Below are 15,212 nucleotides of genomic sequence, written 5' to 3'. Positions count from 1 at the left end.
CTCTATTCCCGCAGGAGTCAAGTGCCCTCCGCTCCAATCAACTCAGATTATTAAATAAAAATAACATTATAAAGACAACAACAAATTTACGAAGTCAGCCTTTTTAAAATAATTTCAGTATTTCTTTTAATAAAGCGGTTAAGAAGATATTGGCGAGTGCAACAGGGAGGAGAATCTTCCATGCGAACTCCATTAACTGGTCTCCGCGCATACGCGGCATTGTCACACGCAACCAAATTAAGAAAAACACGACAGCAGAAAATTTAATTGCAAACCATACCGCTCCCGGAATGAAGCCAAGGAATGGAAGCGGAAGCCAGCCACCTAGGAATAATACCGTTGTCAAAGCTGACATAGCGAAGAAGTAAACATATTCTGCTAACATAAAAAACGCAAAGCGGAATCCGGAATACTCAACGTTGAAACCGGAAATTAGTTCAGATTCTGCTTCAGGCAAGTCGAACGGTGAACGGTTTAGCTCCGCAACCGATGCAATCATAAAGACAATGAAAGCAATTGGCTGCCAAAGAATGAACCAGCCATTTTTTTGTGCTTCAACAATGTCATTAAGGTTAAGGCTGCCTGATAAAAGAATAATCCCTACGACAGACATGACAAGCGGAATTTCATAAGAAATCATCTGTGCCGCTGCACGCATTCCGCCAAGAAGGGCATATTTATTGTTTGATGCCCATGAACCCGTGACAACCCCGACTGTCGTGATGCCGGAAATAGCAATATAATAGAGCAAACCGACACCAATATCGGCAAATTGTAGCTTATCTGTAAAAGGAATCGTTGCGACAACCATAAACGCCGGCGCAAACGCGATAACCGGTGCGATAATGAATAAGGGCCTGTCAGCAAGCTTTGGAATCGTATCTTCTTTTATGAGAAGTTTTAATACGTCTGCAACCGTTTGTAATAGACCCCATTTTCCACCAACCTGGTTTGGACCATGGCGAAGTTGCATATATCCCATGACTTTTCGTTCAGCCAAGATCGCGTAGGTCACGAAACCTAATATAACAAATAGGAAAACGGTAGCGAGCAAGAAGAATATACCGAAATTTAAGAGCCCTGCCTCGGAATATAAAAGATCTTCTACCATTAACCGTCCACCTCCCCGAGGACAATATCAATTCCTCCTAAAATAGCAATCATATTTGCAATGTTTTCGCCTTCAAGCAATTTAGGGAGAATTTGAAGATTATAAAATGACGGTCTTCTAAACTTCATTCGATATGGTTCTTTTTTGCCGTCACTAGCGATATAACAGCCAATTTCTCCGCGAGGAGATTCGATTCTGACAAATGCCTCCCCTTTTGGGGCTTTAATAATCTTTGGAACTTTGGCTAAAATGTCTCCATCTGCAGGGAATTGCTCACAAGCCTGTTCGAGAATTTTTAATGATTCTTCAATTTCTTTCAAGCGGACATGGTAGCGTGCCCATGCATCCCCGCCGTCGTGAACAGCAACATCAAAATCAAAACGGTCATAGATGGAGTATGGTTCGTCTTTACGAAGGTCCCACTTTAATCCTGTACATCGGAGGTTTGCTCCGCTCAAAGAGTAATTCAACGCATCTTCCTTCGTATACTTCCCTACGCCTTTTACACGGTTCATAAAAATTTCATTTCCTGTCACGAGCTGATGATAACCTTTAAGCTGCTCGCGCATATAAGGAACGAATTCATTTACTTTTTCGATCCAGCCATCAGGAGCATCCCATTTCACTCCACCGACACGCATATAGTTAAATGTTAAACGCGCACCTGATATTTCATTCAGCATGTTAATGATCATTTCACGTTCCCTGAACGCATAAAGAAACGGACTGACCGCTCCAATATCTAGCAAAAACGTCCCCCACGCCACTAAATGGCTGGCAATACGGCCGAGCTCCATCGTGATAACGCGTAAATATTCTGCCCGTTCTGGAATTTCTAATCCCATCATTGTTTCAACAGCATGAACAACAACATAGTTATTGGTCATTGCTGACAAATAATCCATCCGGTCTGTGTATGGAATGATCTGAGTGTATTGCAGATTTTCAGCTAGTTTCTCTGTACCGCGATGCAAATAACCGATGACTGGTTTTGCTTCTTTGATTATTTCCCCATCAATTTTAACGACGAGACGGAATACACCATGCGTACTAGGATGCTGAGGTCCCACATTCAAGAGCATTTCTTCTGTTCGTAGCATTGGTTACACCTCCACATCATACGGTTCATAGTCTTTTCTTAACGGATGTCCAACCCAATCGTCCCCGAGCAAAATCCGGTGCAGGTCTGGGTGCCCTTTAAATTGGATGCCTAATAAGTCAAATGCTTCACATTCAGGCCAGTTAGCTCCCGCCCATAATGGCTCAAGCGACTCAATTTCTGGTTTATCACGATCAATCTTTACTTTTAACGCAACAGATTGGCGGTTTTTGTATGAGTATAAATGAGCATACACTTCCATATGGGTTTCAAAATCAGTCCCATGGATTTCTGATAAATAATCGAATCCTAATTGCTCATTATATTTCAGAAATTCAGCCACCTTATAATAGGAATCACTCTTCGCTACTAATGTAGGGACATCCTTTGAGAGATTATTAATATAGAAGTCTTCTAAGGCTTCTTTGCCCAAGCTTTCTTCGATTACCTTCACGTACTTATCAAGATACGGCTGGTTTGGAGATGGTTTCTTTTCTTCCGCAGGTTCAGCATCCGCTTTCGCACCAGCTGCTTTTGCTTTGGCAGCGACTGCAGCTGCGGCTTTCGCTTTCGCGGCTGCGATTGCTTTTGCCTTTTCTTCATCACCTGCTCCGCCTCCAGCTTTCGCTCCTGCAGCAGCCTTTGCTTTGGCAGCTGCAGCGGCTTTTGCCTTTGCAGCGGCAATTGCTTTCGCCTTTTCGTCATCACCAGCTTCGCCTGATTGTTTCGCCTGTGCGGCGGCTTTCGCTTTTGCTGCTGCGGCGGCCTTTGCCTTCGCTGCTGCAGCGGCTTTTTGCTTGGCTGCATCAAGGTCTTCGGATGGCGTTTCCGCTTTCGATTCGCCTTCTTCTTTTGCTTTCATTTTTGCGAGTGCGGCAGCCTTTGCCTTCGCAGCGGCAGCAGCTTTTTGCTTAGCTACATCAAGATCTTCAGATGGAGTCTCTGTTTTTGCTTCGCCTTCTTCTTTTGCTTTCATTTTTGCGAGTGCGGCAGCTTTTGCCTTCGCAGCGGCAGCAGCTTTTTGCTTAGCTACATCAAGATCTTCAGATGGAGTCTCTGCTTTTGCTTCGCCTTCTTCTTTTGCTTTCATCTTTGCGAGTGCGGCAGCCTTTGCCTTCGCAGCTGCAGCAGCTTTTTGCTTAGCTGCATCAAGATCTTCGGATGAAGTCTCTGCTTTTGCTTCACCTTGTTCTTTTGCTTTCATTTTTGCGAGTGCAGCAGCCTTTGCCTTTTCCGCTGCTTCTCTTTTTATCTGGTCTAGATCCTTTTCCCCGCTCATAGGTTAGATCACCTTCTTCCCAGTTTTAGCCTCATAGCGGATTTTCTCTCTCAATTTATTTATTCCGTAAATCAGTGCTGCCGGGTTCGGAGGGCACCCCGGTATGTAAACATCAACTGGTACAATTTGATCGACGCCTTTAACAACTGAGTAAGATTTCACATATGGGCCGCCTGCAGTTGCACATGATCCCATAGCAATCACCCATTTTGGCTCTGGCATTTGGTCATATAATCGTCGTACAATCGGAGCCATTTTTTTCGTTACTGTACCCGAAACGATCATCACATCTGATTGACGTGGAGATGTCCGGAAGAATGATCCAAAACGATCCAAGTCATAGTGAGAAGATCCAACACCCATCATTTCAATCGCACAACAAGCAAGCCCGAAGGTCATTGGCCACAATGAGTTGCTCCGCGCCCACGCTTTAATTTGTTCCAATGTTGCCATGAACACATTTCGCTGTAGCTCTTCCATTTCTTCTGGTGAGATATTTTCTAATTTTAGGTCCATCTTAACACCTTCTTCTTCCATGCATAAATAAGTCCAACAACAAGCATGAATACAAAAATTAGCATTTCAATTAATGCAAAGATTCCGAGTTTTTCATAGGCAACAGCCCATGGATATAAAAACACTGTCTCTACATCGAAAATAACAAACATAAGAGCAAAAATATAATAGCGTACATTGAACTGCACTCTCGAATCGTGAAATGGCTCAATCCCGCTTTCATAGGTGGTGTATTTCGTCTCATATGGTTTATAAGGACGCAATAGCTTCCCCAAAAACAGGGCCACCACAGGCAAAATTATCCCCAGACATAGGAACACAAAAACGATCAAATAGTTATTTTGATATAAATTAAGCATTTCCATGTCTATCCCCTCCAATGTTGTAAAATTTTCAAACAGTTGTAACCGTAACCATTATAGCACTCTTCCAAATTTGTGTCGACAAACCCAATACTATTATTGGAAATTCTCTCGTGTGCAAAACAAAGGTTTTGTAGCGTTTGAGAGCGCGCTCTCAAAAAGCGAAAAAACCTTTGTTTTGCACGGCTTCAGCAAAGCTGAAGCCAGAGGTGCGACTAGCACCTCGGGAGAGAGAATTTCCATAAGCCACACCCGGTTGTCGACACACATCCCTTCCCCCTGAGCGTTTGCGTGATCTCTATGAGATACACCCCTGAATTATCCTCAGAGATGACGCAATAAGCGAACTCTTCCAATCTTATGTCGCCAACCCCAATACTATTATTGAAAATTCCCTTGCCTAACCATATCCCCTCATCCATCTCACTTTTACGTCCATCTACAATTAAATATGAACTCCCCCTACTTGTCAGTGAGAAATATCAACAAATATGTCCATTTCTGTCGAATTCTTGTGACGACAGACATCCTTTATTGTCTTTTATTGAAAACACTGTTGGAAATTAAAGTACCTTTCCCCATATTAAACATAGCCCTGCCGAAATAAGGAAAAGCTGCTTGTTTTTTAATATAGATGAACACTTTTCTCTTTTCGAGGAGTTTTTGGGCACAAATAACCCTCTTGCGTGACCGGTTTTCTCTTGCCGACGAGTTTTCGATCATCATCCCCCGAACAAAAAAAAACACCCCCCAGCATTACGCTAGGAGGTGTTAGCAAATTAGATTAAAAGTGTTTTTCCGATACATTAATACGATTCACTGCACGTTGAAGGGCTAGTTCAGCGCGTTTGAAATCGACGTTTTCACGTTTCTGTTCATTCAGACGCTGTTCTGCACGCTCTTTTGCACGCTTCGCTCGTTCAATATCAATGCTATCTGCTTGTTCAGCAGATTGAGCTAAAATCGTTACTTGGTCCGGGCGTACTTCTACAAATCCGCCGCTTACTGCTACAAATTCTGTTTTTCCGCCATTTTTCAAACGGACGGCTCCAATTTTTAACGGTGCAACCATTGGAATGTGGCCAGGTAAAATTCCTAGCTCACCACTTTGAGCTTTCGTACTTACCATTTCCACATCTGATTCATACACCGGGCCATCGGGAGTAACAACACTGACTTTGATCGTCTTCATTTTTTACCCTCCTGGTCCGAGATTAGACCTCTACGCCCATTTTCTTTGCACTCTCGATAACCTCTTCAATTCTACCTACGAGGCGGAATGCATCTTCTGGAAGGTGGTCATATTTCCCTTCAAGAATCTCTTTGAAACCTTGAACTGTTTCTTTTACAGGTACGTATGAACCTGGCTGGCCAGTAAACTGTTCAGCAACGTGGAAGTTTTGTGATAAGAAGAATTGGATACGGCGCGCACGGTGAACCGTTAGCTTATCTTCGTCAGAAAGCTCGTCCATACCAAGGATCGCGATAATATCTTGTAATTCTTTGTAACGCTGTAATGTTTGCTGTACTTGAGTAGCCACATTATAGTGCTCTTCTCCAACAATTTCTGGTGACAATGCACGAGAAGTTGAGGCAAGAGGATCCACCGCAGGATAGATACCCATCTCAGAAAGCTTACGCTCAAGGTTCGTAGTTGCATCTAAGTGAGCGAAAGTTGTAGCTGGAGCCGGATCCGTATAGTCATCGGCTGGTACATAAATCGCTTGGATAGATGTAACAGAACCTACATTAGTAGATGTAATACGTTCTTGTAATTTACCCATTTCAGTCGCAAGAGTCGGTTGGTAACCAACGGCAGAAGGCATACGGCCTAATAGCGCCGAAACCTCAGAACCTGCTTGTGTGAAGCGGAAGATGTTATCCATGAAGAAAAGAACGTCTTGTCCTTGGTCATCACGGAAATATTCTGCCATTGTTAAACCAGTCAAAGCAACACGCATACGTGCGCCAGGCGGCTCATTCATCTGACCGAATACCATTGCAGTTTTCTTGATAACGCCTGAATCAGTCATTTCATGATAAAGGTCATTACCTTCACGTGTACGCTCACCTACACCAGCGAATACGGAAATACCGCCGTGCTCTTGAGCGATGTTATTGATTAATTCCTGGATTAAAACGGTTTTACCAACACCGGCACCACCGAAGAGACCAATTTTTCCACCTTTAATATATGGTGCAAGCAAGTCTACTACTTTAATTCCAGTTTCAAGAATTTCTACTTCTGTAGAAAGCTGATCGAATTTTGGCGCCTCTCTATGGATCGAGTCACGACGAGAATCTGCTGGAATTGGAGCATCTAGGTCAATATTTTCACCTAATACGTTAAATACACGTCCAAGTGTTACGTCACCAACAGGAACAGAGATTGGTGCACCTGTATCAGTTACTTCACTTCCGCGTGTTAAGCCGTCAGTGGAAGCCATTGCAATCGTACGAACTGTATCATCACCTAAATGAAGGGCAACTTCAAGGGTTAAGCTGATGTCAACTTCAGATTCGTTACGCGCTTTGTTGCTGACTGTCAATGCATTATAGATCTGTGGAAGTTGACCGCTGTCGAACTTTACGTCAACAACCGGACCCATAACTTGAAGAACGCGTCCTTTGTTCATCGATTTCCCTCCTTGCTAGATGTACGAGGTGAGATGTGGGAATGGAGGAAATCAGCGAGTGAGCCGATTTCTTCATTTTTTAAAAATATCTCTCGACCTCAAAATTTTTAAATTAATGCTATATTTACTTATTCTAACGCGGCTGCTCCGCCGACGATTTCGGTAATTTCTTGTGTAATTGCTGCTTGACGTGCACGGTTGTAGCTTAAGCTTAATGAATTAATTAGCTCATTTGCGTTGTCCGTTGCACTCTTCATAGCCGTCATCCTAGAAGCATGCTCACTTGCCTTACTGTCTAAAAGCGCTCCGTAGATTAAGCTTTCAGCATACTGAGGCAGCAATACTTTTAAAATTTCTTCAGCAGATGGTTCAAATTCATAAGATGTCAGCTTTGTAGAAGATGAGATATCCGTAAGCGGAAGAAGCTTCTTCTCTGTTACATCCTGTTGAATAGCGCTGACATAGTGGTTGTAATACATATATAATTCATCGAAAGTTTCATCTGCAAACATGCCTACCGTTTTGCTGGCGATATCCTTAATTTCTGCAAAAGCCGGCTGATCGGCTACTCCTACGATATCAAGAATCACGTTCATACCGCGCTTTTTGAAAAAGTCGCGTCCCATACGGCCGATGGCAATGATTGCATATTCATCACTCGATTTATGGCGTTTTTGAATGGTTTGGTATACTTGCCTTAACACGTTACTGTTAAATCCCCCGCAAAGGCCGCGGTCAGAAGTAATCACTAAATAACCGGTCTTTTTAACAGGACGGCTTGTGAGCATCGGATGAGCTACATCCTTACTTCCAAGCGCGATGGAAGCAGTAACTTCTTGAATTTTTTCCATGTAAGGAACAAATGACTTCGCATTCATTTCTGCACGGCTCATTTTCGCAGCAGATACCATTTGCATTGCTTTTGTAATTTGACTCGTTTTCTTCGTAGAAGTGATACGAGATTTTATATCGCGTAATGATGCCACAGGTTCTCACCACCCTATATCAAAGTTTGTCAGACCCTTAATAAGTGCTTGCAAAAAATCCAGGAAGGGGGTTTAACTCCCCTTAACCTGTTTTGTCAACAAACGCTATTACTCGGATACTGCGAATGTTTTCTTAAAGTTATTGATCGCAGCAGCCATATCGTCATCAGCAGGAAGTTCTTTTGTTGTAGCGATATGGTCTAACAAATCTTTGCGGTTATGGTCTAACCATGTATGGAACTCAGATTCGAAACGACGAATATCTTGAACAGGAATGTCATCTAAGAAACCGCGAGTAAGTGCGTAAAGAATCGCAACTTGCTTTTCAACCTTCAACGGCTTGTTAAGATCCTGTTTTAGAACCTCTACTGTACGGGCACCACGGTTTAACTTTGCTTGTGTTGCTTTATCAAGGTCAGAGCCGAACTGGGCAAATGCTTCTAATTCACGGTAAGATGCAAGGTCAAGACGCAAAGTACCAGCAACTTTTTTCATTGCTTTAATTTGCGCAGATCCACCTACACGTGATACAGAAAGACCTGCGTTGATCGCCGGGCGAACACCGGAGAAAAATAGATCTGACTGCAAGAAAATTTGTCCATCAGTGATGGAAATAACGTTTGTCGGAATATAAGCAGAAACGTCACCTGCTTGAGTTTCGATAAATGGCAATGCTGTAATGGAGCCAGCACCTTTCGCGTCACTTAGTTTAGCCGCGCGTTCTAATAGACGGGAGTGCAAGTAGAAAACATCCCCTGGATATGCTTCACGACCTGGAGGACGACGTAATAGCAATGATAATTCACGGTAAGCAGCTGCTTGCTTCGTTAAATCATCATATACAACTAGAACGTGTTTGCCATTGTACATGAACTCCTCACCCATTGTAACTCCGGCATATGGCGCCAAGAATTGCAGTGGAGCAGGCTGAGATGCAGATGCAGTTACAACAATTGTGTAATCTAATGCACCATTTCTACGTAACATTTCTACTGCATTACGTACAGTAGATTCTTTTTGTCCGATTGCAACATAAATACAAACCATATCTTGATCTTTTTGGTTCAAGATTGTATCAACTGCAACAGATGTTTTCCCTGTTTGACGGTCACCGATGATTAGCTCACGTTGTCCGCGTCCGATTGGAACGAGGGCGTCAATCGCTTTAATCCCTGTTTGAAGCGGCTCGTGTACGGATTTACGATCCATAACACCAGGAGCGTTACTTTCAATTGGACGTGTTTTCGTTGTGTTAATTGGACCCATGCCATCAACTGGTTGTCCAAGCGGGTTTACCACGCGGCCGATTAGTTCTTCACCAACCGGAACCTCCATGATGCGGCCCGTACGGCGTACTTCGTCGCCTTCACGGATTTCAGTATAAGGCCCAAGGATTATAATACCGACGTTATTTTCTTCCAGGTTTTGTGCCATACCCATAACGCCGTTTGAAAATTCAACAAGTTCTCCAGCCATGACATTGTCGAGGCCATGAGCACGTGCGATACCGTCACCGATTTGGATAACCGTACCTACATCACTCACTTGAATTTCCGACTGATAGTTTTCGATTTGCTTTTTTATCAGCGCACTGATTTCTTCAGCTTTGATGCTCATGAGTTTCACCCCTATCTACGAATCTTAGCCTAACAATTGACGTTCAAGTCGCTCTAGCTTTCCGCGCAAGCTGCCGTCGAAAATCCGGTTTCCGATGCGAAGCTTGATGCCGCCAAGCAAATTTGAGTCAACAATATTATCAATATGAAGTGATCTTTTTCCAACTTTTGCTGCAAATGTTGCAGATAATGCTTTACGTTCATCGTCTGTTAACGGACGAATCGAATAGACCTTTGCTTCGGCAATGCCTCTTTCATCATTCGCCATGCTAATAAATTGATCCACCATATCAGAAATTTGGTCCTCACGGTGGCGCTCGATTAAGATCATAAGCGTATTTAACACATATATGTTTGCAGATGCGAATGCATCCTTCAAGATCTCTTTTTTCTTCACAATTGGAAGCTTTGGAGACTTCAATACTGCTTTAAGATCAGCGTTATGATTTACTACTTCTTTCACTACACGAAGTTCTTCTTCCATTTGATCAAGAAGCTGGTGTTCATTTGCAAGCTGGAAAAGAGCCAACGCGTAGCGCTTTGCTACTGTGGAGCTTGTCATCGCTTTTCTCCTGCCTCATGAATATATTCGTTAATAAGCTTCTGCTGGTCGTTTTCACTTAATTCTTTCTCAATTACTTTAGATGCAATTAAGACAGATAGTGAAGCCACTTGTTCGCGAATCGCCGCAACAGCTTTTTCTTTTTGCTGCTCGATTTCAAGCTTAGCAGATTCTTTGATGCGTTCTGACTCAGCACGTGCTGCAAGGATGATTTCCTCACGTTGTACATCGCCTTGTTTTTTCGCACTTTCAATCAAACTTTGTGCCTCGTTACGGGCTTCTTTCAGAAGATTTCTTTGTTCTTCTAAAAGCTTCTTCGTTTCTGCACGGCTTTGTTCGGCCGAAGTAATCTCGTTTGCAATATGTTCTTCACGTTGTTTCATGATGCCCATTAATGGACCCCATGCGAACTTTTTAATTAAAAGTAATAATATACTGAACATGACCAGCTGGAATAAGATGTCTCCACCGTTGAATTTCGAAAGATCCACAGCTGCGCCTAATACTAAACTGTTTGTTAACACCCTCAGGTTCACTCCCTTCAAGAGTCGTTCACTTTAGAAAAGCAAGTTAACGAAGTTCATAGATATGAATTCGCAATATTAATCAGAGATAATCATACATAAACTGGCAAACATGTGCGTATAGATACGAACTATACTGCCAGTACATGCAGGGTTGGACACAAAGGAATGGCGAAGGTTCTCATGGAATCAACTTCGCCTTGTTTGAATGTTTTATTAACCGCCGATAACCATGAACGCGATAACAACGCCGATGATCGGAACAGCCTCAACTAACGCAACCCCGATGAACATAGTTGTTTGAAGCATACCGCGAGCTTCTGGTTGACGAGCGATACCTTCTACTGTTTTTGAAACGATAAGTCCGTTACCGATACCGGCACCTAGTGCTGCTAAACCGATTGCAATTGCTGCTGCTATTAAACCCATTATTATTTCCTCCTTGATTTATAAAGAATATTTTGTATTTTTTTGTTCATTAGCTGAACGGTATATATTAATGGTCTTCGCTGACTTTATGGGCCATGTAAACCATCGTTAACATAACGAAAATAAATGCCTGGATAGAACCGATGAACATCTTAAACCCGATCCATACAATTGTCGGAACGACTGCTGCTGCCATTCCAAAAGCACCGGTTGCAAGACCCGATACAAGTAAACCCAATAATAGCTCCCCTGCGTACATATTCCCGAAAAGACGCAGTCCAAGAGTTAATGTGTTCGCAAATTCTTCAATAATTTTCAATGGTAACAGGAACCACATTGGACGGAGATAATCCTTTCCATATTCCTTGACACCTTTTAACTTAATTGCGTAATAGTGCGTTAATGCAACGACCATTATAGCAAGTGTTAGAGTAACGACAGGGTCTGCCGTAGGGGCTTTCCACCAGAGATAATCACCATAAGTAACAGTTATTGGAAGACCAAGCATATTCGAAACGAATATGTATAACAATAAGGTGATTCCAAGAATATGAAACCTTCCCCCCGTTTTCCAATCCATATTACTGTTGATGATATTTCTTACAAAGTCCATGATCCATTCAAAGAAGTTCTGCATTCCTGTAGGATTCATAGAAAGCTTACGAGTAGATAGAACAGCGATCAAGAATACAATCGCAGACGCTACTGTAATCATTAAAATATTGGACAAGTTAAAATAGAGTCCCATAAATTTAACTATTGGAGCTTCATGATGCAATCAAACTCACCTCACTTCCTGCTATTTACGTAAAAGTTGAAGAAAATAATCTATCATAATGACGATATAGGATGTCATTAATCCAAAAACAACACTAATCAGATGGAAATCCTCTGGATATTTCATGGCGATCATGACAGCAAGCACGGCAGATGCCATCCGCGATATCATTCCAAGTGAACGCACCTTTTCCCCTTTTGCCACCGCTTCACCAAACTTCTCTGTGCGCCTCACCATCAGCCACAGATTAAACAAACTCAAGGCAGTCCCCAAAATCAAGCCAAGAAAAATCGATTGATAGGACGTAAAACCCCAGCCAAGAACATAGATAGACAACAGTAAGAATATATACTTACGCTGTCGGATAAAGATCGTTTGTAATTCCTGCATGGTGTTTATTCTCCTGTAAAGAAATGTTTGATTAAGCGCAGCATTGCAAAAATCCCCGTTGAAAGCCCCAGCAACAATCCGATAATTAAAAAAAGCGGCTCGCTAGCTGTCAACTTGTCTGCCCATCTCCCTAAAAAAATGCCTAATAAAATGGATCCGACTAATTGTGACAGGATACCAGACATTAAGCCAATTGCTTGAAATGAGTTACGGTTATTTTTACGCATAAAAACGCATCCTCTCTATTATTAAGAGAACGGTTGGTGGGCTTAAAATGTGCTATTAATTAATATTTACAACATGCAGACATGGGATTGATGACTGCATAAATATCTTGAAAACCCTATCAATTTATACCCTTTGTAAGCATACAATAGGGACTTGTCAATGTCAATCCGTTCGGTGTGAAAAAAGTCACAAACAAAATGACTAAAATATGGTATGTTCACAGATTTTTCACATTTATAAATATTACTTTCTTTTGTGAATGGAGCGAGGATAAAGGTCGCTCCATTTATTGTCGAAACACATCCCAAATTAGTCAAATTTCCCGATATTCTGCATACTGGCGGACTGCTCTTCAATTTGGCCATTTGGCTGAATATGAAGATAAGATTCAATTGAATCCTCTTTGCCAGACTTTTTTGCGAATACTTTAAGTAAATAAAGTCCAGGCTGGGGAAGCTGTTCGCTCTTTATCTCTTGTAAAATCTGCCCTTTTCCTACCTCTCTTTTCCAATCCAAAAACCCGATAAAGCGCAGACTTTCAGGATCAAACATGGCGATCCCAAATTCTTCTGCTCCCCCTGGCAGATAAACCTCGTATCGAAACGTATCCTTCTTGTCCCCTTTCCCAAAACTAAACCCCATCACCCTTGGGTAATTCGGTTCTTCGAGAACATAGAGGTAAGGAAGCTTAATCTCTTGTGAGCCAGCGTTCATTACGAGATTTCCATCATATAGTTTCTTATTAAGCATTGTTGGATCAACAGCTAGTTTGAGCTCTAGCCTTTTCTTTTCTCCAGGTTTTAAATAGAAAGATAATGGCAGCTGCCAGCTGAGGCCGTTTTCAGCGGGTGGAACGGAAAAAGAATAACGCTGTGAATTTAAGCTTGTATTTTCAACTGTGACAAACCCGCTATGCTCATGCATCCGATCGGAAAGCTGGAATTTCCCGAATTGGAGGGAAGCGGGCATCACCAAAGTTTCCGTTTTAATCGCTTGTTCTATCTGGATTCTTCCGGCCCCCTGCTCGTATGTCCGATATGATTTCCCTTTTTTATTCACGAGTGGCTTAGCAGTATTCATTAAGGATGCTTTAATTTTTTCGGGACCCCAATCCGGATGGGCCTGTTTAATAAGTGCACAAGCACCTGCTACGTGGGGCGCGGCCATACTCGTTCCTTGCAACGGCAAATATCCTCCCGGAACTGTGCTGTTGATCGCAACCCCGGGGGCTACAAGATCTGGTTTTATCTCCCACGTCGATGTGACCGGTCCACGGGAGCTAAAGTCCGCAAGAAGATCCTTTTCCTCCATAATATAAGTACTTGCAAAGAGCTTCCCCTTGGCCATCCTTTTTTTCAGCCTTTCACCTTCCCTATTTGACATGGCAGTAACAGGAATGGATACGTCCGATTCCAAATTTCCAGAAAACCTTCCTTTTGTATTATTGTAAATGATGACGGCTACTGCTCCTGCTTCAAGTGCATTAATCCCTTTTTTTGTAAAAGAAAGCTCCCCTCTTTCCAATAAAGCAATTTTCCCTTTAACATCTTTTAAATCTTCTTTGCTGCCTATTCCAGCAAAAGTCATTTCATATGACTTATTAAAATCCCATTCCACCGATCCTTGCAGTAGATCAAGCCTGAGCTTCTGCCCATCAACTTCCAAGTAGGGGATTTTCATTGTCGGAGTTGAAGCACCAACCGATATTGCTTTTGAAGCTGTGCCGGGTGAGCCTACCGTCCAACTTCTTGGGCCTGAATTTCCAGAGGAGGCAACTGCCGTGATCCCATGATCGACCGCTTTATTTAATGCCAAACTAATTGGAAGATCCGGGCCGTTCACGTTATTTCCAAGTGATAAGTTTAAAATATCCACCTTATCTTTAATTGCTTGATCAATCGCAGCAATCACTTGTTCAGTCGTTCCACTGCCGCCAGGTCCAAGTGCACGGTATGCAATGATTGTTGCTTCTGGGGCGACCCCCTGAATTTTTCCGTTCGCGGCAATAATACCTGCGACATGTGTGCCGTGAAGGGTGCTTTCGTTTGCTTCGGCTTTCGTTTCCATCGGGTCATTGTCTTCATCAACTAAATCCTGTCCACCACCGTAATTGATTCGCAAGTCCGGATGGTTGTAGTCAATGCCTGTATCGATCACACCGACCTTTACGCCTTTTCCAGTCAATCGCTCGTTTCTATGGTCGAATAATCCTCTTACATCTTCCCCGCCAATCAGCTTGATATTATCGTCTGCGTGTGCAGTATATGTATTTACCGGTGAGACCATGGAGACGCCAATCTGATTTGAAAGCCGTTCAATGTCTATTTGCTTTCCTTTTACGGAAAAACCGTTTAATGCGTATTTGTAAATCTGCCTTAATTCTAAATTAGATCCAGACGTGACAAGCCTTTTTATTTCTTGTTCGCTTTTTTCGTCTTTTAAAACAACAATCGCCACTTTTTCAATATCGAGAGATTCTTTCGGAATAGAAGGGTGATTAAGCAGGCGGGCCTCTGCGGAGGAGTAGGAAAATAATAGTAAGATGATAACTGTGATTGTGAATAATTTTCTCATTAAAAATCACCCTTTTTGTGATAGGGTTTTCTTTTTTGTTGGGAATTATTCAGATGATTAAACCAATTTTCAACAAAGCCGATTTCGTAAATTTTGTTGGCTTTTATAATGTGATTTTTATC

General features: G+C 42.4%; 16 protein-coding genes. All 16 read right to left on the bottom strand.

Annotated features, from left to right (window positions below):
* Nucleotides 1-103: 103 nt before the first annotated feature.
* On the bottom strand, nucleotides 104-1,111 hold the full coding sequence (gene nuoH, locus BGM26_RS19280) for an NADH-quinone oxidoreductase subunit NuoH (protein ID WP_217041905.1): 1,008 nt from the start codon (nucleotides 1,109-1,111) through the stop codon (nucleotides 104-106).
* Nucleotides 1,111-2,211: an NADH-quinone oxidoreductase subunit D gene (locus BGM26_RS19275; protein ID WP_217041904.1), complete on the bottom strand. Its 1,101-nt coding sequence runs from the start codon at nucleotides 2,209-2,211 to the stop codon at nucleotides 1,111-1,113. The genes nuoH and BGM26_RS19275 overlap by 1 nt, the downstream gene beginning before the upstream one ends.
* Nucleotides 2,212-2,214: 3 nt before the next feature.
* A complete protein-coding gene (locus BGM26_RS19270) occupies nucleotides 2,215-3,489 on the bottom strand; it encodes an NADH-quinone oxidoreductase subunit C (RefSeq protein ID WP_217041903.1) in 1,275 nt (424 codons plus the stop codon).
* A gap of 3 nt (nucleotides 3,490-3,492) precedes the next feature.
* The gene (locus BGM26_RS19265) at nucleotides 3,493-4,005 is read right to left on the bottom strand and encodes a NuoB/complex I 20 kDa subunit family protein (protein WP_217041902.1); all 513 of its coding nucleotides are present in this window, start codon (nucleotides 4,003-4,005) and stop codon (nucleotides 3,493-3,495) included.
* On the bottom strand, nucleotides 3,996-4,370 hold the full coding sequence (locus tag BGM26_RS19260) for an NADH-quinone oxidoreductase subunit A (protein WP_302053272.1): 375 nt from the start codon (nucleotides 4,368-4,370) through the stop codon (nucleotides 3,996-3,998). The genes BGM26_RS19265 and BGM26_RS19260 overlap by 10 nt, the downstream gene beginning before the upstream one ends.
* Before the next feature lie 781 nt (nucleotides 4,371-5,151).
* Nucleotides 5,152-5,559, bottom strand: a complete 408-nt coding sequence (locus BGM26_RS19255) for a F0F1 ATP synthase subunit epsilon (protein ID WP_217041901.1) — start codon at nucleotides 5,557-5,559, stop codon at nucleotides 5,152-5,154.
* A gap of 22 nt (nucleotides 5,560-5,581) precedes the next feature.
* Nucleotides 5,582-7,003: a F0F1 ATP synthase subunit beta gene (gene atpD, locus BGM26_RS19250; RefSeq protein ID WP_217041900.1), complete on the bottom strand. Its 1,422-nt coding sequence runs from the start codon at nucleotides 7,001-7,003 to the stop codon at nucleotides 5,582-5,584.
* 128 nt (nucleotides 7,004-7,131) lie between these two features.
* Complete coding sequence (locus BGM26_RS19245; RefSeq protein WP_217041899.1) at nucleotides 7,132-7,989, bottom strand: F0F1 ATP synthase subunit gamma; 858 nt, start codon at nucleotides 7,987-7,989, stop codon at nucleotides 7,132-7,134.
* Nucleotides 7,990-8,097: 108 nt separating this feature from the next.
* Complete coding sequence (atpA, locus tag BGM26_RS19240; RefSeq protein ID WP_217041898.1) at nucleotides 8,098-9,606, bottom strand: F0F1 ATP synthase subunit alpha; 1,509 nt, start codon at nucleotides 9,604-9,606, stop codon at nucleotides 8,098-8,100.
* Nucleotides 9,607-9,630: 24 nt separating this feature from the next.
* Nucleotides 9,631-10,167, bottom strand: coding sequence for a F0F1 ATP synthase subunit delta (locus BGM26_RS19235; protein WP_217041897.1), 537 nt, complete (start codon nucleotides 10,165-10,167; stop codon nucleotides 9,631-9,633).
* The gene (locus BGM26_RS19230) at nucleotides 10,164-10,691 is read right to left on the bottom strand and encodes a F0F1 ATP synthase subunit B (protein WP_217041896.1); all 528 of its coding nucleotides are present in this window, start codon (nucleotides 10,689-10,691) and stop codon (nucleotides 10,164-10,166) included. The genes BGM26_RS19235 and BGM26_RS19230 overlap by 4 nt, the downstream gene beginning before the upstream one ends.
* 216 nt (nucleotides 10,692-10,907) lie before the next feature.
* Nucleotides 10,908-11,120, bottom strand: a complete 213-nt coding sequence (gene atpE / locus BGM26_RS19225) for a F0F1 ATP synthase subunit C (RefSeq protein WP_217041895.1) — start codon at nucleotides 11,118-11,120, stop codon at nucleotides 10,908-10,910.
* 67 nt (nucleotides 11,121-11,187) lie between these two features.
* Nucleotides 11,188-11,898 (bottom strand): F0F1 ATP synthase subunit A, encoded by a 711-nt coding sequence (atpB, locus tag BGM26_RS19220; RefSeq protein WP_217041894.1) that lies wholly within the window; start codon nucleotides 11,896-11,898, stop codon nucleotides 11,188-11,190.
* Between the two features lie 21 nt (nucleotides 11,899-11,919).
* Nucleotides 11,920-12,288 carry an ATP synthase subunit I gene (locus tag BGM26_RS19215; RefSeq protein ID WP_217041893.1) on the bottom strand — a complete coding sequence of 123 codons (369 nt, stop codon included), beginning with the start codon at nucleotides 12,286-12,288 and terminating at the stop codon, nucleotides 11,920-11,922.
* Nucleotides 12,289-12,293: 5 nt separating this feature from the next.
* Nucleotides 12,294-12,515 carry an AtpZ/AtpI family protein gene (locus BGM26_RS19210; protein WP_217041892.1) on the bottom strand — a complete coding sequence of 74 codons (222 nt, stop codon included), beginning with the start codon at nucleotides 12,513-12,515 and terminating at the stop codon, nucleotides 12,294-12,296.
* Between the two features lie 310 nt (nucleotides 12,516-12,825).
* Entirely contained in the window at nucleotides 12,826-15,090 is a 2,265-nt protein-coding gene (locus BGM26_RS19205) for a S8 family serine peptidase (protein ID WP_217041891.1), read from the bottom strand.
* Nucleotides 15,091-15,212 lie beyond the last annotated feature (122 nt).

Source organism: Bacillus sp. FJAT-29790 (assembly GCF_019039215.1).
Taxonomy (GTDB): domain Bacteria; phylum Bacillota; class Bacilli; order Bacillales; family Cytobacillaceae; genus Cytobacillus.
This window is presented reverse-complemented; position numbering and strand designations above follow the sequence as displayed.